Origin of the sequence: Leptospira langatensis, assembly GCF_004770615.1 — a bacterium.
Lineage (GTDB): Bacteria > Spirochaetota > Leptospiria > Leptospirales > Leptospiraceae > Leptospira_B > Leptospira_B langatensis.
Window position 1 is genome coordinate 296,072 of sequence record NZ_RQER01000007.1, and the last position, 21,570, is coordinate 317,641.

General features: G+C 45.7%; 25 protein-coding genes. 8 read left to right on the plus strand and 17 right to left on the minus strand.

All coding sequences use genetic code 11. The features are described 5' to 3' along the window. Nucleotide 1: 1 nt before the first annotated feature. Genes EHO57_RS13040 through EHO57_RS13050 form a run of 3 tightly spaced genes read left to right on the plus strand, consistent with a single transcriptional unit; the run spans nucleotide 2 to nucleotide 3,161 of the window. Nucleotides 2–2,185 (plus strand): heme lyase CcmF/NrfE family subunit, encoded by a 2,184-nt coding sequence (locus EHO57_RS13040; RefSeq protein ID WP_135645670.1) that lies wholly within the window; start codon nucleotides 2–4, stop codon nucleotides 2,183–2,185. After that, nucleotides 2,182–2,766, plus strand: a complete 585-nt coding sequence (locus tag EHO57_RS13045; protein WP_135645669.1) for a cytochrome c-type biogenesis protein CcmH — start codon at nucleotides 2,182–2,184, stop codon at nucleotides 2,764–2,766. The genes EHO57_RS13040 and EHO57_RS13045 overlap by 4 nt, the downstream gene beginning before the upstream one ends. Next, nucleotides 2,766–3,161, plus strand: a complete 396-nt coding sequence (locus EHO57_RS13050) for a zinc ribbon domain-containing protein (protein WP_135645668.1) — start codon at nucleotides 2,766–2,768, stop codon at nucleotides 3,159–3,161. Before EHO57_RS13045 ends, EHO57_RS13050 begins: the two co-directional genes overlap by 1 nt. Before the next feature lie 13 nt (nucleotides 3,162–3,174). Here EHO57_RS13050 and hisE read toward each other — a convergent pair whose 3' ends face one another. Continuing rightward, entirely contained in the window at nucleotides 3,175–3,453 is a 279-nt protein-coding gene (gene hisE, locus EHO57_RS13055) for a phosphoribosyl-ATP diphosphatase (protein WP_135645720.1), read from the minus strand. A 115-nt stretch (nucleotides 3,454–3,568) separates the two neighbouring features. Between hisE and EHO57_RS13060 the strand changes: the two genes are divergently transcribed. Beyond that, nucleotides 3,569–4,408 (plus strand): thioredoxin family protein, encoded by an 840-nt coding sequence (locus EHO57_RS13060; protein WP_135645667.1) that lies wholly within the window; start codon nucleotides 3,569–3,571, stop codon nucleotides 4,406–4,408. On the opposite strand, the gene EHO57_RS13065 is transcribed toward EHO57_RS13060, so the two are convergent. The 5 genes from EHO57_RS13065 to EHO57_RS13085 are packed head-to-tail and all read right to left on the minus strand — an operon-like array spanning nucleotide 4,397 to nucleotide 8,660. Then, nucleotides 4,397–5,707 (minus strand): UDP-glucose dehydrogenase family protein, encoded by a 1,311-nt coding sequence (locus EHO57_RS13065; protein ID WP_135645666.1) that lies wholly within the window; start codon nucleotides 5,705–5,707, stop codon nucleotides 4,397–4,399. The genes EHO57_RS13060 and EHO57_RS13065 overlap by 12 nt on opposite strands. 42 nt (nucleotides 5,708–5,749) lie before the next feature. Further along, nucleotides 5,750–6,952: an ABC transporter ATP-binding protein gene (locus EHO57_RS13070; RefSeq protein WP_135645665.1), complete on the minus strand. Its 1,203-nt coding sequence runs from the start codon at nucleotides 6,950–6,952 to the stop codon at nucleotides 5,750–5,752. Then, complete coding sequence (locus EHO57_RS13075; protein ID WP_135645664.1) at nucleotides 6,949–7,716, minus strand: ABC transporter permease; 768 nt, start codon at nucleotides 7,714–7,716, stop codon at nucleotides 6,949–6,951. Before EHO57_RS13075 ends, EHO57_RS13070 begins: the two co-directional genes overlap by 4 nt. 44 nt (nucleotides 7,717–7,760) lie before the next feature. Continuing rightward, on the minus strand, nucleotides 7,761–8,432 hold the full coding sequence (locus EHO57_RS13080) for a JAB domain-containing protein (RefSeq protein WP_135645663.1): 672 nt from the start codon (nucleotides 8,430–8,432) through the stop codon (nucleotides 7,761–7,763). A 3-nt stretch (nucleotides 8,433–8,435) separates the two neighbouring features. Then, complete coding sequence (locus tag EHO57_RS13085; protein ID WP_135645662.1) at nucleotides 8,436–8,660, minus strand: LIC12298 family protein; 225 nt, start codon at nucleotides 8,658–8,660, stop codon at nucleotides 8,436–8,438. A gap of 205 nt (nucleotides 8,661–8,865) precedes the next feature. Here EHO57_RS13085 and EHO57_RS13090 point away from each other — a divergent pair, with 205 nt between their 5' ends. Further along, a complete protein-coding gene (locus EHO57_RS13090) occupies nucleotides 8,866–9,828 on the plus strand; it encodes a hypothetical protein (RefSeq protein ID WP_135645661.1) in 963 nt (320 codons plus the stop codon). Next, nucleotides 9,825–11,123 (plus strand): hypothetical protein, encoded by a 1,299-nt coding sequence (locus EHO57_RS13095; protein WP_135645660.1) that lies wholly within the window; start codon nucleotides 9,825–9,827, stop codon nucleotides 11,121–11,123. Before EHO57_RS13090 ends, EHO57_RS13095 begins: the two co-directional genes overlap by 4 nt. 5 nt (nucleotides 11,124–11,128) lie before the next feature. Here the strand turns inward: EHO57_RS13095 and EHO57_RS13100 are convergent, their stop codons facing one another. From EHO57_RS13100 to lexA, 7 genes are all read right to left on the minus strand, one after another. After that, nucleotides 11,129–11,329, minus strand: coding sequence for a DUF2283 domain-containing protein (locus tag EHO57_RS13100; protein WP_135645659.1), 201 nt, complete (start codon nucleotides 11,327–11,329; stop codon nucleotides 11,129–11,131). Then, nucleotides 11,326–11,556, minus strand: coding sequence for a hypothetical protein (locus EHO57_RS19045; RefSeq protein WP_135645658.1), 231 nt, complete (start codon nucleotides 11,554–11,556; stop codon nucleotides 11,326–11,328). Before EHO57_RS19045 ends, EHO57_RS13100 begins: the two co-directional genes overlap by 4 nt. Before the next feature lie 136 nt (nucleotides 11,557–11,692). Next, nucleotides 11,693–12,448: a CDP-diacylglycerol--serine O-phosphatidyltransferase gene (pssA, locus tag EHO57_RS13110; protein WP_135645657.1), complete on the minus strand. Its 756-nt coding sequence runs from the start codon at nucleotides 12,446–12,448 to the stop codon at nucleotides 11,693–11,695. Next, nucleotides 12,445–13,461 carry a tRNA (adenosine(37)-N6)-threonylcarbamoyltransferase complex transferase subunit TsaD gene (gene tsaD, locus EHO57_RS18950; protein WP_135645656.1) on the minus strand — a complete coding sequence of 339 codons (1,017 nt, stop codon included), beginning with the start codon at nucleotides 13,459–13,461 and terminating at the stop codon, nucleotides 12,445–12,447. Before tsaD ends, pssA begins: the two co-directional genes overlap by 4 nt. Before the next feature lie 6 nt (nucleotides 13,462–13,467). Further along, nucleotides 13,468–14,838 (minus strand): S41 family peptidase, encoded by a 1,371-nt coding sequence (locus tag EHO57_RS18955; RefSeq protein ID WP_135645655.1) that lies wholly within the window; start codon nucleotides 14,836–14,838, stop codon nucleotides 13,468–13,470. Continuing rightward, on the minus strand, nucleotides 14,835–15,131 hold the full coding sequence (locus EHO57_RS13120; RefSeq protein ID WP_135645654.1) for an LA_1448 family UV-C exposure upregulated protein: 297 nt from the start codon (nucleotides 15,129–15,131) through the stop codon (nucleotides 14,835–14,837). The genes EHO57_RS18955 and EHO57_RS13120 overlap by 4 nt, the downstream gene beginning before the upstream one ends. 57 nt (nucleotides 15,132–15,188) lie before the next feature. After that, a complete protein-coding gene (gene lexA / locus EHO57_RS13125) occupies nucleotides 15,189–15,797 on the minus strand; it encodes a transcriptional repressor LexA (protein ID WP_135645653.1) in 609 nt (202 codons plus the stop codon). Nucleotides 15,798–15,936: 139 nt separating this feature from the next. Between lexA and EHO57_RS13130 the strand changes: the two genes are divergently transcribed. Beyond that, nucleotides 15,937–16,176: a type II toxin-antitoxin system Phd/YefM family antitoxin gene (locus EHO57_RS13130; RefSeq protein WP_135645652.1), complete on the plus strand. Its 240-nt coding sequence runs from the start codon at nucleotides 15,937–15,939 to the stop codon at nucleotides 16,174–16,176. Nucleotides 16,177–16,179: 3 nt separating this feature from the next. Further along, nucleotides 16,180–16,575 carry a type II toxin-antitoxin system VapC family toxin gene (locus EHO57_RS13135; protein WP_135645651.1) on the plus strand — a complete coding sequence of 132 codons (396 nt, stop codon included), beginning with the start codon at nucleotides 16,180–16,182 and terminating at the stop codon, nucleotides 16,573–16,575. Between the two features lie 11 nt (nucleotides 16,576–16,586). Here the strand turns inward: EHO57_RS13135 and EHO57_RS13140 are convergent, their stop codons facing one another. The 4 genes from EHO57_RS13140 to EHO57_RS13155 all read right to left on the minus strand — a co-directional run bounded on the left by EHO57_RS13140 (nucleotide 16,587) and on the right by EHO57_RS13155 (nucleotide 21,502). Next, entirely contained in the window at nucleotides 16,587–17,768 is a 1,182-nt protein-coding gene (locus EHO57_RS13140) for an efflux RND transporter periplasmic adaptor subunit (protein ID WP_135645650.1), read from the minus strand. Beyond that, the gene (locus EHO57_RS13145; RefSeq protein WP_135645649.1) at nucleotides 17,765–19,237 is read right to left on the minus strand and encodes a TolC family protein; all 1,473 of its coding nucleotides are present in this window, start codon (nucleotides 19,235–19,237) and stop codon (nucleotides 17,765–17,767) included. The genes EHO57_RS13140 and EHO57_RS13145 overlap by 4 nt, the downstream gene beginning before the upstream one ends. Nucleotides 19,238–19,317: 80 nt before the next feature. Then, entirely contained in the window at nucleotides 19,318–19,908 is a 591-nt protein-coding gene (locus EHO57_RS13150) for a hypothetical protein (protein ID WP_425460794.1), read from the minus strand. A 31-nt stretch (nucleotides 19,909–19,939) separates the two neighbouring features. Next, entirely contained in the window at nucleotides 19,940–21,502 is a 1,563-nt protein-coding gene (locus EHO57_RS13155) for a tetratricopeptide repeat protein (RefSeq protein WP_135645647.1), read from the minus strand. Nucleotides 21,503–21,570: the final 68 nt, after the last annotated feature.

Consider the following 21,570-nt stretch of genomic DNA (forward strand, 5'->3'; position numbering starts at 1 on the left):
AATGAACGATTTAGGCGCCCTCTGTCTTATCTCCTCTTTTTCCGTTTTATTATTCTCCTTGGTCCAAACAGGCTATGGGATCTTTAAGAAGGATTTCCGCGCATTAGAATTAGGCCGTTATACTCTGATGGCAAATTTCGGTCTCATCCTTCTCGCATTCATAGTGCTTGGGGTCCAGCTCATGAGAACGGATCTTAGCAATTATTACGTTGCGATGCATTCCAGCGAACATCTTCCGATGTTCTATAAGGTCACTTCGATCTGGTCCGGTTCGTCGGGGTCCCTTCTCTTCTGGAACCTTCTTCTTTCCTTATTCACTTTTATCGTTCTTTGGCAGACCAAGGATCTGGCAAACGATCGGATCCCTGTTATGCATTTCAGCCTGGCGCTGATCTCCTGCTTCTTCTCCTTCTTGGCTATCTTCTTTCCGGATGCACAACCTTTCCGGGAATTCCAACCGGCAGCTGTCGCAGGAAGAGGATTAAATCCTCTCTTGCAACACTGGGCCATGATCATCCATCCTCCTATCCTTTACATCGGATATGTGAGTTTTGCGATCCCTTTCTCTATCGCGACTTCCGCATTGATCACAGGACAATTGTCCGAGAACTGGTTCCGTTTCGTAAGAAGATGGAGTATCTTCTCTTGGTTCTTCTTGGGTACCGGAATTCTTTTAGGTTCCAAATGGGCCTACGAGGAATTGGGTTGGGGTGGTTACTGGGCCTGGGATCCGGTAGAGAATGCAAGCCTCATGCCTTGGCTTTTATCTACGGCATTTCTTCATTCCATGATCATTCAGGAAAGAAGAGGAATGTTAAAATTTTGGAATATGCTTCTCATCATTTTAGCATTCCATTTCTGCCTTCTTGGGACCTGGATCACTCGAAGCGGAGTATTAGAAGGACCCCATTCCTTTTCCAAGTCTAGCATAGGAACTCCTTTCATCATTTATATCGGGATCAGCTTCTTCGCTCACATAGGTGTTCTTCTTTATCGCAGAGAACAGTTGAGACCGGAAAGGAATCTAGAGGCGATGACCTCTAAAGAAGGAAGCTTTCTACTCAACAACTTCCTTTTAGTGATTGCCACTCTTTCCATTCTACTCGGAGTATTCTCTCCTTTACTCTCAGGCGTAGAATACAAGGCTCCTTGGTTCAATTCCTGGGGAGTTCCTGCAGGGATCCTTCTCATTCTTTTGATGGGAGCGGCTCCGTTGCTCGCTTGGAGAAAAGGCGCTGATAAGATCTTCTTTACCACCTTATTCAAGCCTTTGCTCGCGGGTGTGATCGGTGCCGGGATCTATATACTCTATTACTCTTATAATTTTTCCATCAGCGACTACAGCTTAGGCGACGTATTGGGAGAAGTATACAGTGTTCTCACAGTCGGTCTTGGGATCTTTACCATCGCTGGGATCGTGCAAGAATATCATAGCGGGATCCAAGCGAGAAGAGCCACCATCCCCGATGAGAATTATTTCTTAGCAGGATTTCGCATGCTTCTCAAGAACAAGAGAAGATACGGCGGATATTTGGTTCACCTGTCCATGGTGATCCTATTCATCGGTCTCGCTGGGAATGCATTCAAACAGAATACTTCCGTGAAATTCTTTTACTTCCTGGAATTGTCCCAAACCAACGAGGTCATTTATACGAGCCAAGACACCGCAGTGATCGGAGATTATACGATCACCGCAAGCACCTTGAAGATCAAACCGATCATCAACGGAGACGCCTCCAAGGGAGTAAATCATCGAAATGTGATCGTGTCTCACGAGGCTACCTTTAATGTGAAACGACAATTGAAGGACTTCGAAACAATGGTGACGGAGCGTAGATACTATCCTCAGATCTCTCATTTAAGCGGAGACTTTGAGACACATATTCCTACAAGCGAACCAGCGATCGCTTCCACTCCGAAAGAGGATCTATATATCCAACTCGGGGCCATCGAACATGCGGATCTTTCGGACGAGAATCCGGATCTACCTAGAATGTTCCTGAGCTATTTCTTTACTCGGGATCCTGCCATCAAACTGGATCAGTATCTTAGTTTTCCGAGACAGATCGTGGCGAACCTGGAAGTCTGGGTGAATCCTATGGTGAAATTCATCTGGGCAGGCTCCTTGATGTTCTTTCTCTCCGGGCTTCTAATCCTTCTTCCTATAGGAGAGAACCGAAAATGAAGGCTCGTACATTCATAGATTTTAGATCCATCCTGGTCGCGGCCTTCGTATTCGCGGTTTCGGCTTCTTCTTCCTTGGTTGCGGATTCCACATTTACCAATCTAACGGAGCCGAATCAGATCCGGACCTTTCACGATGTAACGGACAGGATCCGATGCATCTGCATTCCTTCGATCCCGATCAAGAGCTGTTCCTTTAACAATTGCACCGTATCTGCCAAACTTAAACTGTTCATAGAGAATCGGATCCGTGCAGGAGAGGACGCGGATACCATAGTGAATAAAATGGTGCATGGCTTCGGACCGGAAGTAGTCACCGATCCCATCGTGGCAAAATTTATAGAGAACGGAAACCAGGGAATGGCCCAAAGCATAGTGGTGGGTTTCGGTCCTGACATCCTTGCCAAGCCGGATTCCACTTGGATCGATCTTAGCATAGCTGCAGCAGGGGCCTTAGGAGTACTTTTAATGTATCTCTATCTGAAAAGAAGGACCGCACCGAAGGCGGCCATTGCCACAGAAGTGGATGGTGATTCTTCCTTTCACAGATATATCTCAGAAATCGAGGAAAAACAAAAATAGTGGATTTCTTATTAATTTTCTTTTATATACTTTTGGTCGGATTACTGGTCTCCCCTTTCCTATACGTTGCCTTCGTTGTGGAGCATAAAGAGTTAGAGACGGAAACGGAACGCTCCGAGTTATTCGATAGAAGAGCAATCCTTTTAGATAATTTAAAAGATCTTAAAATAGAATTCGATACCGGAAAACTGACCGAACAGGAATTCAAATCCATCTCTGCAGGACTGATCCAGGAATTAGAAGAGCAGGACAAAAAGATCGAATTAGGACCGATTGCAAAGCCGCAACCGATCCAAACGGCATCAACTGCCAAGTTCTGTCATAATTGCGGATTTAAAATCGAGATTTCCGGAGCTAAGTTCTGTCCCGAATGCGGGACCAAGCTGATCGCTTAAGATCTGAAAAGAATTAAGAATGTCTTTTGCGGAGCTCTTCTACCACGTCGGTAAGAGATAAGCCTCTCTCGACCAGAAGAACTTGCAAGTGGAAGAGTAGATCCGCCGACTCATGAGTGAGTTCTTTCTTGTCCGCGTTCTTGGCGGCGATAATGACTTCTCCAGCTTCTTCTCCCACTTTCTTTAGGATCCGATCCACGCCGCTTCGGAAGAGATCGGCAGTATATGATTTTTCAGGTAATTCCTCTTTGCGTTTTTTCAGGATCTGCTCTAACTGAAGTAGGAATTCCATCATTTCCCCCGGAGATACTTCGAATATTCGGGCAGCTACCTGCGGGTAAACAAAAATTCTCAAATTCCCGTTTCCTTAAGATCAGCCCGGGTAAAAAAAGGTCGAAGAGAATAGCATGCGTCCCTTCTTTCCATTCCTCCCCACTCTGATCGTCCTAACTACCTTCTTCTTTACGAACAATCTATTCTCGGAAGTAAAATGGGAAAGCTCTGTAGAAGGCGCCTTCACTAAGGCCAAGAAGGAAGGCAAACCCATCTTCATAGATGTGTATGCGGATTGGTGCGGTTATTGTAAGACATTGAAAAAAGAGATCTATCCTAAGAAGGAAGTTCAGGCAGAGCTTTCTAATTTCGTTCTTCTCTCTTTGGATGGGGATCGTTTTCCGAACCTAAAGAGAAAATACCAGGTCAGCGGTTACCCGACTCTTCTATTTTTGGACAAGAACGGTAGCCTAACGGAGAAGATCGCGGGAATGCCCGACAGAAGAATGGTGGTCCGTACCTTAAAGTCTGCCTTCTCCAAGAGAGACCAGGAGAGTACTCTACTTGCTCAAGTTTCCAAGGACCCGGAAAATAATCTTCTCCTCTTGAAATTGGGAGAGTATTATTTCGAGGCAAAGGAATACCAAAAGGCGGCAGAGTATTTTTATAGATCCTTTGCCTCCGAAGACCCAAGGACTCCGGAAAATCGTCACAAGGCTCTATTCAATCTAGGAGTGAGCTTCTCCGAGCTAAAGAATTGGGAGAAGACTATAAAGACCTTTTCTCTCTATTTGGACAAATTCCCAACTGGTTCCGCTCAGGCAGCTTACTATTTTAGAGGATCGGCATACAAGGCCTTGGGAAAAAGATCGGAGGCGGAATCCGATCTGAAGAAGGCCCTGGAACTCACTTCTAATCCAGAAGAAAAGAAAGAGATCCAAGACCTTTTAAGATCTCTCGGATCAGACCGGTAGCTTACCGATCGAGAAGTATTTAAATCCTTCTTTCTTCATCTGCTCCGGACGATATTGGTTCCTACCGTCAAAGATCACATGAGACTTCATTAGTTTCTTAACACGGGAGAAATCAGGTTCTCTGAACTCTCTCCATTCCGTAAGAAGAAGAAGCGCATCCGCATCCTGAAGTGCTTCGTACGCATCCTTCGCATACTCCACTTTTCCTTTGAAATAGTATTCTGAAGTTTCTTTAGCGACCGGATCGAACGCCTTGAGATGAGCGCCTTCTTCATGCAATTTTAATAATAGAGGAATGGAAGGAGCCTCTCTCATATCGTCGGTTCCGGGTTTGAAAGCAAGGCCCCAAATCGCGATCTTTTTACCCTTCACTCCGCCTTTACCGTAAAACTTCTCTATCTTCTCGAAGAGGCGGACTTTTTGGTCCTCGTTTACGGTTTCCACTTCGCGAATGATGCGTAACGGAGTAGAATATTGCTCGGAAGTACGGATCAGAGCGCGCACATCCTTAGGAAAGCAAGAGCCGCCGTAACCGATCCCTGCATATAGGAACTGTCTTCCGATCCTGGAATCTGTTCCCATTCCTTTGCGAACATCCTCGTAGTCTGCACCTACGGACTCGCAAAGATTTGCGACCTCATTTGCAAAAGAGATCTTAGTGGCAAGGAATGCGTTACACGCATATTTAGTCAGCTCCGCGGAAAGAGTGCTCATCTTGATGATCGGGTTTCCGTTCAAAACGAAAGGGGAATAAAGTTGCGCAACCAGATCTCCCGCTCTCTCGCTATCAGCGCCGATCACCACTCTTTCCGGTTTCATGAAGTCGTCGATCGCAGCGCCTTCCTTCAAGAATTCCGGATTAGAGACCACATCGAATTCGTGCTTTGTGTTCTTGGAGATGATCTCTTTTACTTTCGCCGCGGTTCCTACAGGAACGGTGGACTTGTCCACGATCACCTTGTAACCGTTCATCGATTTACCGATCGCTTCCGCGACCGCGAAGACTGCAGTCAGATCCGCGGAACCGTCTTGGGATGTAGGAGTTCCTACAGCGATAAAAATGATCTCGGAGCTCTCCACCGCTTCTTGGGTGGAAGTACTGAATTCCAGACGATTCTCTTTTCGATTGCTAAGAACCAGCTCGGAAAGGCCCGGTTCGTAAATAGGAATGATTCCGTTTTTAAGATCCTCTATTTTCTTAGAGTCCTTATCTACGCAGATCACGTTGTTCCCGAATTCGGCGAAGCAAGCTCCTGCCACAAGACCTACGTATCCGCTACCAATTACACAAACTCTCATACGGAAACCAGAATCCTTTCAAATAGGAGGCTGGGAAGGAATTTATAGAGGAAAATCGCCTTTTTTCGACTCCACTTGGACCGGGATCCAAGCCGCCCCCTCAAATTTAGGAAGATCCAATCTTTCTAATTCGAACTGCAGGATCCCATCCTTCCAAAGATAGGAACCTTCTGCATGACTCTCTCCGGAATGAAGCGCAATCCCTAGAGAATATTTTCCAGGAGAAAGATTGAGAGGAAAACGAAAGCTCACCTGAACATTCTCTCCGAGAGAAATATCCTTTTGTCTTCCGCCGATATGATAGGTATTCGTACCGAACACTCGGATCCCTCTATGATCGTCTATATGAAAGCCCACGGTCAGATCGGTGATAGGAGCTCGAAAGCTCACTTTGACAGTCAGTTCCGTTTCTGCTCCCACAGGAAGAATGGGAGGATTTAGCTTCCCAGCATGTAGAATTCCTACCTGCAGGTTTTCCACCAAGGACTTGCTATCCTCTATCTTTGTATTTCCTTCCAGAGAAGAAGAGGCGATGATCTGCATGTATTCTCGAAAACCGTCGATCGGGTTCCCATCGAATACGAGTTTGCCTTTTTCCAATACGAGCAAACGGGTGCAAACGGACTTTAAGAGTTCGAGATCATGGCTCACGATAAGGGTCAGAGTCCCGTCCTCCGCAAACTTACGGAACCTACCTAAGCTTTTTTGCTGGAAACTCGCATCCCCCACGGCCAAGGCTTCGTCCACGATCAGAATATCGGGCCTCTTTGCAGTCGCTAAAGCAAAGCCAAGCCTCATTGTCATTCCCGACGAATAATTCTTTAAAGGAGTATTACGAAATTCTGATAAACCGGAAAACTTGAAGATCTCTTCGGAAGAATCCAATAATTCCTGCGGGTCCAAACCCCAGACTAGACCGTTATAATACAGGTTCTCTTCTCCCGAAAGTTCCGGATTGAATCCTACTCCGAGTTCCAGGATGGAACGGACCGTGCCCTTCTTCTCGAGTTTGCCCGAATCTGGCTTGGAGACCCCCGTCAATAATTTGAGTAAGGTGGACTTGCCGGCACCATTCCTGCCTATAATGCCGATCACTTCGCCTTTTTCAGCGGAAAACGAGATCCCATCCAGTGCCTTGTATTTCACATCCAGTCCGAAATAACCGAAGCTCAAGGCGCTAATCAAGCGATTGAGAGGTTTGCTGTACCCCTGGTAGGTCTTGGAGAGATTCTCTATCTTAATCAAAGGTGATCCAATACGATTTGATTTAGTTTGGCCCTGCTCAAGAAAAAGATCGCCAAGAATAAGATCAGGAAAGGAAAGAAGTCGGCAAATGTGGCTTTGGACTCATACCCCGAAAGAAGAAAAGAACGGAATGTCTCTAAAGGGAAGAAAAGAGGATTAAACAAATTCAGTTTTCCTAATATTCCTTTGGATTCGTATAGGATAGGAAGCCCCCAAAATAGGAACTGAGTCATCAATCGGACCAAAGGAGAAATATCCCGGAGAATAATATTAATTCTCGCTAAATAACTCTGGAGACAGGCTATGAAAAGCCCAGTGCAGAAAACGCAAAGAAATGCGAGAGGAAGGCCGGCTCCTAACTTTCCCGCCCAAGCGAGAAATAGGAATATGGGGACTGCAGTAATCGCCCAATGTAATAAAAACTGAATGAAAGGGATCCAAAGAAAGATCTCCGGTCCCAAAGGAGAACGCTTGATCAATTGGCGATTATCTGTGAGGATCCCGGTCCCACGTATTAAATATTCCTGCAATGGGATCCAAAATAACAAGCCACTGAGAACGTAAGCAAAATAGCCGAGAGGATCTTCCCCTTGGGATCGAATTCCTAAGAAATAAAAAACAACGGTATAGATCAGTATGAGGCTTAGATTCTGAAGGAACATCCAGGTCAAACCGAGGGCGGACCCAGCATATTGTAAGGCGTAGTCTCTGCGAACTAGAACGAGTAAGATCCTGAATTTACGTAAGAAGTCGGACTGAAACACCCTGAAACCCGAGACTCGAAGTCTTGTTGGAGAGTGAAATCGAGTCAGCTCTCATCTAGCCGAGTAGAATGTTTGCAGGAAAAGATCCCGTCAATTCCAAAAATCCAATGGTCCAAAAGATCCACATCCAGATCGGAGAGTATCTCCTTTAATCTGAGATACACGTTCCAGTCTTCTTGGCTAGGATAGCAGACCATGCCGGGATGATTGTGTGCGAGTATGGCCTGGGTAGCCTCGTCGTTTAAGATAATCCTCACTAGATCTCTGGGCAGGACTCCTACTTCTTCTAGACTTCCTTTGGAAACAATCTCCGCTCGAAGCAAATGTCCTGCCGGAGAAACAGTAGCGAGTACGAAACATTCCCTTTTTAAGGGAGAAAAGACCGCGCGAAGATACCCGCAAAGATCCGCAGGATTGTATCCTGTCATTCGGATGGATTTATATTTTAAGCGCTTGGAAAGCTCTAAAGCGGCAAGTAGAGTGGTTGTCTTTGCCTTGCCGAGCCCGGCAATATTCAAATTTCGAGAAATATCGGAAGCAAGAAGGCCTCCTAATCCCTGAGAAGCTTTTAGGATATCACGACTTAAGTCCTCAATAGAAAGACCTCGGTTCCCCTTACCTAAAAGAACGGCTATCAGTTCCCAGTCTTCTAGACTCTCCGCATCGTACAATATGCGGGTCCGCGGATCAGGTTCTGAACCCCAACGCAAAGCCAAGACTCAAATCTTTTTTAGATTCTTTTTGCTGAGCTCGGATAAGGTTTCGGAGAACCAGTTTCCATCTTGGACCAGATCGCCTTGAAAGGACTCCTCTAGATAGTCCGCAAATGTCTTGGTATCTGGATCCACGGAGCGAACTTTTTCTCTCCAATCAAACCCAGCACCTGTCAGACCTTTTCGGCTTCTCTCGTAAGCCCCAGAATCTTGTAGAGATCGAATCATCATACTTTCTCTCCCTCGCCTAGTTAGACGACATAAATTGAATTTTGCACACTAATAATCTACTAAACGGTTATTTATATACTATACGAATTTATAGCTACCGTCAAGCGTTTACTTCTCTTTTTGCAAGGAATTTCCGGAATTTCCAGTCCGAAGCACCTCCCTGCTTGCAATTCATTCTATCTAGGCCCCGGACAAATCCGGGAGCTTGCGATCCAAATTCTCTGAAAAAAGGGGGCTTCCCCAAAAATCCTCTCTCCAACTCCTTGTTTTCCCACCTGCCTTCGAGATGAGGCTCCGAAATATTATACTCCTCCTTCTTCCTATAAGCAGCGTCTGGGGAAGAGCCGCCGATCTACCGAATGAATTCCTATTACGGCCCTGGTGGAGCGGCGGAGAAATATCCGTTTTTGGGATTTCAGGACCAGGGAACCCGAAAGAAGCCGGAGCAATCCTGCAGGTCCCCTTTTGGAAAACGCAAGTCCGCAGTTCCAGATTCGTTTGGGTGGGAGGGGACCGAACCAACTCATTCTCCCAGATCTTCGGCCTGGGTCACAGGATCAAATTGGATCGGGACATCGGGTTGGAATTCCAACTCTTAGGAAGTCCGGGAGAAAGCGGCTTCTTCTTAGGGAGCCTGGGAGCACACACAAGATATGTTAGTTTAGATTTTTTGAATAGAAGAAGTTCGGAAGGGACTTCGATCGGAGCACTTCTTCGATCCGATCCAAACTCTGCGTTCAGGCTAAGTCTATCCTATGAAAGAACAAAAACGAATGCGGGGATCTGGGAGGATAAGATCTCCTTGGGCTTCACTTGGGGAATAGACCGCTTCTTAGGAGATGCACAATTTCAGGAAAAGGAGAAAGACTTTATAGGTTACGCAAGCCTCGGCTTCTCACCCTTCCCCTCAGAAGAGAAAGCGGAAGAAATCTCCTCCGACAAAGGATCAAACCGCAGAATACCTAATTCAAAGAAAGAAGAACAATCCTATCCTTCCTTAGAAACAGAAGAGCTCTTAAAATACGGTTTTTCGATCGGAGAGTCACTTGAGATCGCAGGACATTCCCGCCAGTCACAGATAAAATTTAAAGCCTTCTTAGGGTCCCTTCCCGAGGCGAAAAGAAGAAAAATAGAGGCATTGATCCGCAAGAAAAGAGGCCTGAAATGAAACGGGCCATTGTACTTCTATTCTTGTTTTCTAATATACTTGAAGCTCAGAGCTTGCCTACTCCTTTCTCGAGCGGATTCTCCTTCTCTGGATTCGATTCCAGATTCTATCAAACCAGACAGGAAACTCTTTGGGTGCGAGGGGAATTCTGTTTAAAAGAAGCCCGGATCCTGTTCTCAAAACAGGAATGTGCTAAGCATAAGGCATTCTTAGAAAAAAGAGGAGAGACCGTTTTAGGATCCTATTCCTTCGAGAACGAAAGGATCTACGCTTCGTACGGGAATCGGTTTCGTCCCCTGAACCATTTCTTCTTTTTACGAGAAACATTCGATTTCACTTCATTTTGGTTCTTGGAGCAACCTACTGTGAGAGCGGGATTTCTATCCCTCAAATTGGGAGAAAGTCAGGTAGGAACGTATTATGCGGAGAGATCTGCAGAGAAACGCCCTGGTCTCTTCTTCAAACCGTATAAGAATTATCTGGAGTTCGCATATTCTCCGGAAACAAAAGAAGCGTTTATCCTTGCGGAATATCCCTCTTCTTCGGAGCGAAAAGAAGAAAAAAAACAGTATGGTTTTCGAATGGAAGTCTATGGGACCAAGGAAAATCCGCAAGGTATCGTTTCCGCTTCTTGGCAGGATTGGGAAAAAAGCAGACGGGTTTTCTTTTCCGGATACAAAGGAAGAGCGGGGCAATTATTCAATCTCACCGAGAAAACCGCTCCAGAAGAGAAAGCTGGATTGTTCCGATTTGTCTGGGAACCGGGAAACTATCACAGATTACAGATCGCCGGGTTCGAGCGGATCTCTGCCGAAGGAAAGACCATTTACAGTGCAAGAGCGATAACCACAAGAATAGGATTCTTGCAATTTCCGATCTTCGCCTTAGTAGCACAAATCCGAGCCTATGAGTTTTCGGATCAACCTGATTGGATCCTGGGCAGAGGACTGTATCTGGCCTATCAAAAGAGAGCCTGGAGATGGGAAATCGGGCAGGAATGGAGAGATAACGGAGACCGTCTCACGGAAGCAGGCTTACAGATCTCCTTGGGCAAGGAATGGAAGATCTACTCAAGTTTACTCTATGCAGAAGAAGGAAACCGAACTCCTTCCTTTGCGGAAGAATCCATCACTCCGGACGAAACAGGACTCGTAGTCACGGACAAGGCCTTTTATTCTTTCTTACGGATCTTTCATCCGTACTTTGCGATCCACTTGCGTCATACCAGAGGAAAGTCCGCAAGCGGAGACAGCTTGAGTCTACGCTTTCAAGTGTTTTTGCCAATCTGGGAATAGTAGATCTATGACTTTGCCGTTTCAAATAAAATAGAGGAAAGATCCACGTATTTAGAAGCTCTGCCGTGAATATCTATTCCGACAGGCCTTCCGTCTTCATCTAGATCCACATTTAGATCGTCATTGATCTCTCTAGTCTCAAACGATCGACGGTTAGAAAGATCTATATAGATCGAATCGGTTTCCGGATAATAGGTGATCTTCATTCTCTAAAGCCTCGATCAAAGAAAGCGTTGTGGATCGTCTCTCCATCCTCTAGTAGAATAACTCGAAGGTATTTTTGGGCTTCGTCAATCCATTTCCAAATACGAATTCTGCCGTCTTCTTGGGTTTCTTTTCTATCGGGGAATTGAAACGCTTCTATCACCCAATGTATGCGAAGTTCTGATCGCTTCCGCAATACTTCATTTTCGAAATATCGAGTGAATTTCATAGTTAATAGAAGGATCTAAAGATCCAGATCCTTCTATTAAGCTTTCGGGATTTGTTTTTAAGAAAATAATTTTTCTTAAGTTTTCATCCATTGGCCCGGAATTCTCATTCCGAAAATTATAAAATATTAATATACTTCAATCCAGTTTGACTCTAAGATCCTGAAGAATATGGATCAGGAACGTAATCAGTCCGGAGAAGATATATAGACCGATCAAGCCGTAGATCAACCAAGGCCAGCGTTCGAATCCAATAAAGAACAATAAGACCAGTGCAGCGGCAAGCATTAGGATCCCTCTTCCCGGAGTCAGCTTGGTGCGGATCGCAACTTGGGGTTTGCCATAGCGAACATTAGAAACCATTAATATTGCAATGACCACGAAAAGAGGAATAGTGATCCAATGCGGCATATGGTCCTTTCCGAGAAAGATAGGTAGGAATCCGATGGTAACTCCGGCAACAGGGGAAGGTAAACCGGTAAAAGAAGAAGGATCGTGAGCCACATTGAAGCGAGCCAATCGATACGCAGCGCAGATCGGGAAAATAGCCGCAATTAGCATTCCGACCGGGAAAAGATCGTCCTTACCGAATACGTCTATTTTGTATTCTTCCAGGATCATCGTATAAAAAAGATATCCCGGTGCGATCCCGAATGCAGTCAGATCCGCCAAACTATCCAGATCCGCCCCTAATTCGCTTGTAGCATCCAAGGCTCTGGCAACCATTCCGTCCAAACCGTCGCAGATCGCTGCGAGCAGGATAAAGAATCCGGCCAGAACGAAAGATTGAGGCCCGTTCCCGACTGCCTCTGATGCGATCAAGATGGACACGAAACCCATACTTAGGTTTCCGAGCGTGATCATATTGGGGATCCAATTTAGCTTGCGATTCATATATAGGTCTCCTGCCTTACCGGACTCACTGTGAAGTCCAAACTCTTAGAATAGCCCTGTTGCATTAAATAATAACCGAGAGCGGCAACCATCGCTCCGTTATCCGTGCAGTAGATTTTTTTTTGTGGAGAAAAAAATTCCAGGGAATTTTTTTTCGCGAACGCAGACAATCTGTTACGAAGAGTCGTGTTTGCGAGCACTCCGCCTGCCGCGATAATCCTGCGTATCCCTGTGATTGCCACTGCCCTCTTTAAATTTCTTTCCACGAGCTCAAAGGCAGTGTTTTGGAAATGATAGCATACTTTAGGAACGGAAAGATCCGGCTGTTTCGCAAGCAAATGGGAAACTGCAGTTTTCAAGCCGGAAAAGGAAAATGCAACACGATCCTGTTCCAGGTTCCGGAGCATGGGGGGAAGTAGATCCTTCTCCCCAGATTCCGGAGTATATAGAGAGGCTTGCGCCTCTATGGGCGGCCCCCCAGGATAAGGCAAGGAGAAAAGTCCCGCAACCTTATCGAATGCCTCCCCTAAAGCATCGTCCATCGTATCTCCAACTGTTTCCATCTTCCCGAAATGAGGAATTCTGTAGATGGCCGAGTTCCCACCGGAGAGAAGCAGGCCTAAAACGGGAAATACAGGCTCCACTCCTTCCAATTGCAATACCGCAAAATGTGCCTGCAAATGACAGAGAGGAACGATAGGCGTGCCGTGAATTGCATGAATGCAACGAGCAAGTTGGGCTCCTACCATAAGCGAACCGGTAAGACCGGGGGATCGGGTCACCGCAACGTAATCCAAGTCGGAAAGAGAGACCTTGGATTCTTCCAAGACTTCTTCTAAGAGAGGATTGATCTTTTCCAAATGAGCTCGAGAAGCGATCTCCGGAACAATCCCGCGAAACGGCTTATGCAGATCGATCTGGCTGTAAATCTTCAGGGAAAGCAATTCCTTCCCGTCTTTTACAATGCCTAAACTTGTTTCATCACAGCTTGTCTCTATTCCAAGACCGATCATGAGATCTTACGACTTTGCCGAAGAAAGCAGATCCACAGCTTTTTTCAACTGAGGATCCAATTCCATATCGGTGGCACCTCTTTCTTTTTCAGGCTGGGTCTTATTCTTATATACGGCTCTCGCAACCTCGGTGGTAAGTTTGATCCCTTGGTCCTTCAAAGCCTTTTCGAAAAGTACAAAATTCTGTTCCGTGTATTCAGGATACTTTGCAGCAAGCTGGTCTAATAATTTCTTTTCTCCCATCTTACGCAGGTAAAAGCGATCATCCTCGTTCGGCTCAATTCCTTTGATCACTACGTCAGGTTGTATTCCCTTTCCATGAAGGGATTTACCGGAAGGAGTATAGTATTTTTGCACCGTAAGTTTAACAGCCATTCCGTAAGAAAGAGGATACACGATCTGAACAGAGCCCTTTCCGAAGGAAGTAGTTCCTACGATCTTCGCCCTGGAATGATCCTGCATGGCCCCCGCAAATATCTCAGAAGCAGAAGCGGAACCCTCATTGATCAGTACAACAAGAGGAATATTCGTAAACTTATCGGTTTTACCCGTGGACTTGGAGACGTCAGCAAGCTCTCCACCTCTTCCTCTCACGGACACGATATCCAAACCTTCCGGCAAGAATAGATCGGAAAGAGCGACTGCAAGAGGCAATAGTCCTCCTGGATTCATTCTTAGATCTACGATCAGTCCTTCTGCCTTCTTATCTACTAAGGACTTTACTTGTTTCTTAAATTCCTCGTAAGTGTTCTCGCCCATGAATTGGTTCAAGCGCACATATCCGATCTTTTCCTTATCGAAGAAGGTAGATCTCACATAACGTATCTTAATATTCTCACGAACAAGAGTGAACTGAAGTGCTTCCTTCACATTCTTTCTTTCTACCTTGATGGTGACGGCTGTACCAGGCTTCCCTCTCATGAGTTTGATGCCTTCGCTATATCCGAGATTCGAGGTATTCTTTCCGTCTATCTCCACGATCCGATCCTGAGGCAAGATCCCTGCCTTCATCGCAGGAGTGTCTTCGATCGGAGAAACCACCACGATCGCACCGTCGGTATAAGCCACTTCCATTCCGACTCCGCCGAAACTTCCGCGAGTCTCCTCTCTCATTTGCCTGTATTCTTCTTCTTCCAGGAAAGTAGAATGAGGATCTCCTAAAGAACCTAAGAGTCCTTTGATCGCTCCTAAGAACGCCTTTTCCTCATCGACGGTCTCCACATAACCGTTTTGCATGAGTCCGAAGACTTCGTGGAATAATTGCAGATATTTCTCCGAAACTTCGGAGAGGGCCTTTGCTTTTAAGGGTTGGAATACAAGAGCCGTAAAAAGAACGAAGACCAGGGAGGCCCAAGCAAATCTTTCTTTATGTTTCATTTCTTACCGACCAGAGCGGAGTAGATCTCCGGATGCTTGATCCTGATCTGCTCCATTACGGAATCTTGATCTAGTTGATATCTTTCGCAAGCTGCCGCGACGATCTCCAGATCACTGCGGATCTTTTGTTCCCCAGTATAATTCAATCTTCCCGCGAAGCGAGCCTCGGTCAGATATTCTAAGACTAACTTTAGTTCCGGTTCCCCGATCTGTTTCTTGGGAGAAGCGCAATCGAATAGGAGGAGAAATAATAAAAATACCGCGAGCTTGCGGAATAAGGAAAGAAAAATCACTCTTTCAGAATCTTTCCTTAAAGGAAGCAAGTGTCAACCAGGAATTCTGGCCTGGCCTTAATAGGAGCGATACAGTCCGATCAGCTTTCCTAAAATGGTAACCTTCTTACTACGTATTGGTTTGTACTTAGGATTTCTGGCTTCCAAACGGATATGATCCACTTCCTTATAATAGACTTTCAAGGTAGCTTCGTCTTCGATCAGAGCGACCACGATCTCTCCGTTACGAGCGATGTCTTTTTTCTGGATGATCGCAACATCTCCGTCGTTGATCCCAGCCTCTATCATGGAATCCCCTTGCACTTTCAAGGCAAAGGTAATGCCTTTGGATGCCATTTCTTCGGGAACCGGGATATAGGATTCGATATTCTCTTCTGCCAAGATCGGGAGTCCAGCAGCAACCCTACCCAAGAGGGGAATGCTAGGCGTGGGAACAGGAAGGGTCTCAAAAGGACTTTGGCGGGTCAATTCAATGGCTCGAGATTGGTTCTTGGAAGTCTTCAGATACCCCTTCTTTTCGATCGCCTTCAGGTGATCGTAAGCACCCTTGGCAGTAATCCCGAACTCATCACCGATCTCCCTAATTGTGGGAGGAAAGCCTCTCTCTTTGATCACATTGGTAATAAAATGTAGGACTGCGAGCTGCTTTTCGGTGAGGTCTTTCATGCTTAACAAGTTATTAGTGAATAGATGTTTTGCAAGTACTTTTTTGGGGAGTGGAATGAGGTTTCCGAGAGAGGGTTGTAAAAGCAGGGAAATTCAATTGACTGTTAAAAGATAATAAGTAGTCTAAAAGCAGACTACTATGCAAACGATCAATCTAGCAGAAGCTAAGGCACATTTAGGACAATATCTCCAGGCCATCAAATCCGGAGAAAGGGTCATTATTTCCGAGAGAAACCAACCGATTGCAGAGTTGAAACTTCTTCCCGAAGCTTCTCCTCGTAAAAAGAGGATACCAGGAATGCTAAAAGACCAATTCGTCGTTCCTGAGGATTTCAATTCTCCTCTGCCTGAATTCGAAGCCGATTTTTACGGAGAATAAGATTTGAGATCCGTACTACTGGATACCCAGGTCCTTCTCTGGTTCTTGTTAAGCGATCCAAAACTTCCAAAGATCGTCCTCGAGCTCATTGAACAGGAAGATGTCCGACTTCTATTCCACCAAGTATCCCTCTGGGAAATACAGATCAAATATGAGCTCGGCAAACTTCGTCTTCCTTCTCCTCCATGGCATTTTATTTTACCGGCAGCATTGGGTTCGGGCTTAGAGAAGGCGGATCTGCAAGACGAGGCTGTCTTCTTTTTGGGGAAGGTCCCAAACATCCATAGGGATCCTTTCGATCGATTATTGATCTCTCACCTGTTAGTCAACGGTTGGGAATTCGCGACCGCAGATAGCATCATGCATAAGTATCCGATCCGGATCTTAAAAGATCTATAGTTTAGATAAACTTAATACTTCAGGAATTCGCTCTTTAGAACGAAGGATCCTTTGGAGATCACTTTGGCTCCTTCGGGCAGGCCGCCCAGGATCACAACATCGTCCTCGATCGTATCTCCCACGATCACATTCACCGCTTCGAAGGTATCTTCTCCATGAGGAATGAATACGAAGGACTTACCTTCTATCTCATGTACAGCTTCGAGAGGTACCATTTTGCGTTTTCCTTCTCCGGTGCTGACAACTAAGCCGGCCACTTTTGCGGTGACTGTTTGGCCTGGTTTGAGTTTTCCACCCTTATTCGAGACCATTATCCTAAGTTTTGCAGTACGTTTTACGTTGTCCAAAACCGTTCCCACGTATCCGACCTTGCCATAGATCTGGATCGTACTATGCTCGTCTCCTAAAGGGAAGATAGTAGCCTGTGCTCCTTCTCTTACTCCTCCCAGGTCCTTTTCATACACATCCAAGAGCACCCAGAGATGATTCAAATTCGCGATGGTAAATAATTCTTCGTTGCGAGTGACCTGCTGTCCTAGGATGGCCCTTCTCTCGGTGACCTCTCCGTTGATCGGACTTCTTAAGATCAGGTTGGAAGAAACATAGATCCCTCTTTCGATTCCTTCTATCTCGGAAGGAGTGAGACCGTAGTTGTCCAATTTGATCCGAGTAGTTTCCGCTTCCGTCTTGGCAGTCTTGTACTGCATGGTTGCCAGCTCATATTCTTTCGCAGAAGTTACCTTCATCTCGAAGAGTTCCTTTGCCCGGTCCGCTTGCAATTTCAATGCATCTAAAGAGGCTCTCGCCTTTACATATGAGGCTTCTACTTCTCCCAATTGAATGGAAGAAAGAATGGCGAGAGGAGATCCTTGGCTGACCCTGTCCCCTTCCTTGACCAAGACTTTTTTGATACGGGCCTCTACTTGAGAACCCACCTTGGCCATGCTTTCCGGGTCATAAGTGATCCTACCTGGAAGAGCTAATTCTTCGAACTGAGAGACTTCTTTCAAATTAACATAGGTCAAAGGATGTCTTTTCAAGACGTCTTCCGGCACCGAGAATACGTTCTTGGATTCTTCGGTTACTTTCTTCTCGGGTTTTTTCTTGGAGAAATACTTGTATCCGTAAATGCCGCTCGCGATCAGCAATGCAGCTACGATGAGGATCTTATTTTTTTGAAATAGAGCGATCATTGCCTTTCTCCTTTTGCCGGATCGCTGGAAGACATTTCCGCAATTTTTCCGGTCGCAGCCTTATAGGCTTCTACAGCATTAAAGTATAGGAATAAGAGATCGTAGTATTCGCGAAGGATGGTGAGGTAGTTCTTTTCAGCTTGGAGGAAGGTTACTTGGTCGGATGCGCCCCGAACATACGCGATCCTGGACTTCTCTTCCAACTGTTTATTTTTTTGTAATAGATTGATCCTTTCGTATTTCGTAAGAAGTTCTTCTCGGGCAAGCAACTCTTTCTTAGCGGCCTCTATCTCAGCAACCACTTCTCTCTTCTTCGCATCGAGAGCGAGTTCGAACTTTCGGTATTCTTCCTTGGCGGAATAAACCTTACCCTGGCCTCTATCGTTCAAAGGGATCGGAAGAGTAGCGAATACGCCTCCGTAGTTCTCTCCTCCTTTGATCCTCCACTCGCCACCTAACTGTAGCCAGCCGAGGGCCTCCTTTCTTTGGAGTTCGATATTCATCTTCTTCTCTTGGAGCCTTTGCTCCAAGGCGATCACATCGGGTCTTTCGATAGAAGGAAATTCCTCTTTCAGTCGCAGGCCCATATCCTCCAAGGATCTGAATCGCATGGATTCCACCTTGAATGCGAATAATCCTTCCGACTCGGAAAGTCCTGTTAGGATCCGAAGGTCCTTTTCGATCGACTGCCTGCGAACGATAGCATCCCTATAGTATTTCTCTACCTGGATCCGTTCCAATTCCAATCTTTCGAATTCCAAAGGAGAGATATCTCCCTTCTGCACTCTGAATTTAGTGAGCTCCAAAAGATCACTATAGTTCTCGTAAAATTCCTTGTTGGTATCTACGAGAAGAGTCAGGAATACGAAGGCCCAGTAATTCTGTCTGAGTCTCATTCTAAAGATGCGATCAAAATTCCGGAAGTCTTGGATGGATGCCTCGAAGGATTTCTTGGCGACTCTGGTCCTCAAAGGAACGACCCCATACACATCCAAGTCTTGGAATAACCCGGGAGCGGTTTCTGGACTTCCTCCTTGGGAATTGGGAGTACCGCCTATGAATTGTTGCTGGAACTGAACGATAGGGTTTCTGTAAAGAGAAGCGGTGATTACCCTTCCTCTTTCGATCCCCATATTCTGTTTTTCGGATAAATACAAAGGATTGTTTGAGATCGCATATTCTGTAAGCCGATCGATATCCCAGTCTATGATCTTTCCTGCAGGAATATTTCCGAGAGAATTACTCGGAGTATTGTCCTGGTCCGTATTTATGGACGAAGGTGCAGGAAGGTTCCCTTTTTTTTCTTCCGTATAGGTCTCAAAGGGAATGGTCTCCGGAAGGATTGCCGGCCCGAAAGGAAATAGAAAGGAAGAAGTCGCAAATATAAGAAGAAGGAGCCAAGGGATTTTTTTCGTACTCGTTTCCTGTTCGATACGATTTTGTTCGGTTAACAATGAAACTCCCCGCATCCTCTTTCCTTATGACTATTTCAATATCAAGCCCTGGTACCGCAAGTCCGTTTGCCTTTTTTACGGTCCTAATACGCGGTCTAGAAGAGCCTGAGCAAATACCATTTCCCTTCCAATTTAATAAAGTAAGGATTGATCAGTTCCTTTTCTAATTTTACGTTTTCCTTGAAGCGGAGTTTGATCTCGCAAGCTGTTTTACTTTCGTAATATAGATCCGCTTCTATTCCTCCAGAAGAAAGAAGAAGATCCCGTACTGTCCTTACATTCTCCGAGTTCTTTTGCTTCGCGAGCAGATCCCTATCGAAGAAATAGATCTGAAAGTAATTCTCTTTTGTCCTTAATTCCGTAATGAGTCTTTCTTTAGTCCAATTCCCTTTCAGATCCAGAAAGATCCCTTCCTTCTCCGAGACGATCTCGGGAAGAAAATCCAGATCTTTCTGTACGGTACCTTCTATCAATCTCCTGAGTAATGCGAGGATCTCTTCGGTATTCTGGGAATGTTCCGCAGTATGCCCCGCTACGAAGACTTTTCCCTTTTCCACCTTGGGAGAAGGTTCAGAATTCCTTTTAGAAGAGAGCGGAGTTTCTTTCGCGGACAAGCAGGCTTGAAAGACGGAAAGAAAACAAAATAATAATATAATAATGCGTTTGTCGGAATACAACCCGCGAATAAGACCCGAAACTTGCGGGAGAAGTTCCACTTTAACCCTGGGCCCTCAACGCCTTTTTCAAGAGCTCGTCCAAGTCCTTGCCATAAAGGATGGAAAGCCGAGACGGATTATCCGCAAGGAATCTACGGGCTCCTTCTGTGAAATCCGCGTCGCCGATGATGAACGCCTTGTCCAAGCCTAGATCCTTGACCTGGCTCAGAGTGTCCCGAAGAAAGATGTCCGAGATCTTAGCATCCTTCCATTTCCTGAATTTGAAGAGGGCACGGGTCTCCTTGTCGGTCTTATTCAAGCCTTGGAAATTCAATCCATCCCCTTCCTTGTTCGGGATCTCTCGACTCACTGTGTAATTCAAGGCCATAACGACTTTCACACAAAGGTTCTTGAAATCCACTCCCTTGATAGTGCGGAAATGATCGAGAGCGCTGATCCCGATCTTGCCCATATCGATGGCCGTTTTATTCCCTTCGTCGTCCAGGATGCCTTTGATATGAAAGGACTTGGAGGATTTCAATCCGGAGATCTCATAATATCTTTCTACCGGAAAAAGCTCATTGAATAACTTGCTGATTTCCTGCTCCGGAGTGAATCCGCTCTTTGCCACCTTGCCTAATTCCAATCTCTTGGTTTCGACTTGGTACTTATAATTTGCCAATTCTATAATACGATCGTCGTCTACTCTTTCGGATTCCGCTTCGATCAGATATTCGCTCGCGTCTTCTAGTTTTCCCATTTGTACCGCTAAGAGAGCGAAGTGAAAATCGGAGTCGATCATCTCCTGCTTCCAACCGTTATTGCGAGCCATCTCCATACAGAGCCTCGCATGTTTCAAGGCTTCGTTCCAGTTTCCCTTCTGTATATGCTCGAGCATAATGAATTGGAATAAGGTGTATCTTACATATTCGTCGGCGATCACATCCACAACGGAGTTCGCAACCCGGATGGCTTCGTCATGTTGGCCGGAGCGGGCCAAGGAGACCGAGTACAAGAATCCGCCTACGGAAGAAGTAGGATCTTCTTCGAATGCTTTTTGGAAATAGATCTTCGGATCTCCTTTGCGAAGGATACCGGCAACCACTCCCTTCCCTATGAGAAGAGCCGGCATCTTGATCCTCTCGTCCGGGATCCTAGAAAGAAATTTATCTGCGATCCCGAATTCTTTCTGACCTATGGCCATAAAGGCGATCCGTATATTTGCTTCTAGATTGTCAGGATCTACAAGAAGCGTATCTGAATAATGAAAGACCGACTCTTCGAATAGATCCTGTTGGTAATAGATATCCGCGATGCGATTTGAAACGGCTACCTCGGAGATCTCCTTATCGTAGCTTCCTATCTTCTTGATCTTCTCTAGATGACGAGCCTCATTGATATGATCTCCTTCCATCGCATAGATCTTAGCCATTATGAAGTTGGCTTTTACATTGGAAGGGTTCGCATCTAGGACGTCTCGGATCAACATCCTGGAATCGACGTAGTTACCCATGGCCGCGAGTGCGAGAGCTTTTTCAAAAGAGTCCTTTTTGGACTGAATGAGAAAGGAACCCGCCGCGACGATCAGAATGATTCCGGCTGCTACGAGAATTACAAAGATCATTTTTCGGAATTTCTGCTATTAACTAAATTAATGTTGGATAAAATCAAACGTTTTCAATATTCTGCCTT

Excerpts from the sequence above, each read along its gene's own strand:
- EHO57_RS13040 (WP_135645670.1), top strand. The coding sequence starts at position 2 with ATGAACGATTTAGGCGCCCTCTGTCTTATCTCCTCTTTTTCCGTTTTA.
- EHO57_RS13045 (WP_135645669.1), top strand. The coding sequence starts at position 2,182 with ATGAAGGCTCGTACATTCATAGATTTTAGATCCATCCTGGTCGCGGCC.
- hisE (WP_135645720.1), bottom strand. The coding sequence starts at position 3,453 with ATGGAATTCCTACTTCAGTTAGAGCAGATCCTGAAAAAACGCAAAGAG.
- EHO57_RS13060 (WP_135645667.1), top strand. The coding sequence starts at position 3,569 with ATGCGTCCCTTCTTTCCATTCCTCCCCACTCTGATCGTCCTAACTACC.
- EHO57_RS13065 (WP_135645666.1), bottom strand. The coding sequence starts at position 5,707 with ATGAGAGTTTGTGTAATTGGTAGCGGATACGTAGGTCTTGTGGCAGGA.
- EHO57_RS13085 (WP_135645662.1), bottom strand. The coding sequence starts at position 8,660 with ATGATGATTCGATCTCTACAAGATTCTGGGGCTTACGAGAGAAGCCGA.
- EHO57_RS13095 (WP_135645660.1), top strand. The coding sequence starts at position 9,825 with ATGAAACGGGCCATTGTACTTCTATTCTTGTTTTCTAATATACTTGAA.
- EHO57_RS13100 (WP_135645659.1), bottom strand. The coding sequence starts at position 11,329 with ATGAAGATCACCTATTATCCGGAAACCGATTCGATCTATATAGATCTT.
- EHO57_RS19045 (WP_135645658.1), bottom strand. The coding sequence starts at position 11,556 with ATGAAATTCACTCGATATTTCGAAAATGAAGTATTGCGGAAGCGATCA.
- pssA (WP_135645657.1), bottom strand. The coding sequence starts at position 12,448 with ATGAATCGCAAGCTAAATTGGATCCCCAATATGATCACGCTCGGAAAC.
- tsaD (WP_135645656.1), bottom strand. The coding sequence starts at position 13,461 with ATGATCGGTCTTGGAATAGAGACAAGCTGTGATGAAACAAGTTTAGGC.
- EHO57_RS18955 (WP_135645655.1), bottom strand. The coding sequence starts at position 14,838 with ATGAAACATAAAGAAAGATTTGCTTGGGCCTCCCTGGTCTTCGTTCTT.
- lexA (WP_135645653.1), bottom strand. The coding sequence starts at position 15,797 with ATGAAAGACCTCACCGAAAAGCAGCTCGCAGTCCTACATTTTATTACC.
- EHO57_RS13130 (WP_135645652.1), top strand. The coding sequence starts at position 15,937 with ATGCAAACGATCAATCTAGCAGAAGCTAAGGCACATTTAGGACAATAT.
- EHO57_RS13140 (WP_135645650.1), bottom strand. The coding sequence starts at position 17,768 with ATGATCGCTCTATTTCAAAAAAATAAGATCCTCATCGTAGCTGCATTG.
- EHO57_RS13145 (WP_135645649.1), bottom strand. The coding sequence starts at position 19,237 with ATGCGGGGAGTTTCATTGTTAACCGAACAAAATCGTATCGAACAGGAA.
- EHO57_RS13155 (WP_135645647.1), bottom strand. The coding sequence starts at position 21,502 with ATGATCTTTGTAATTCTCGTAGCAGCCGGAATCATTCTGATCGTCGCG.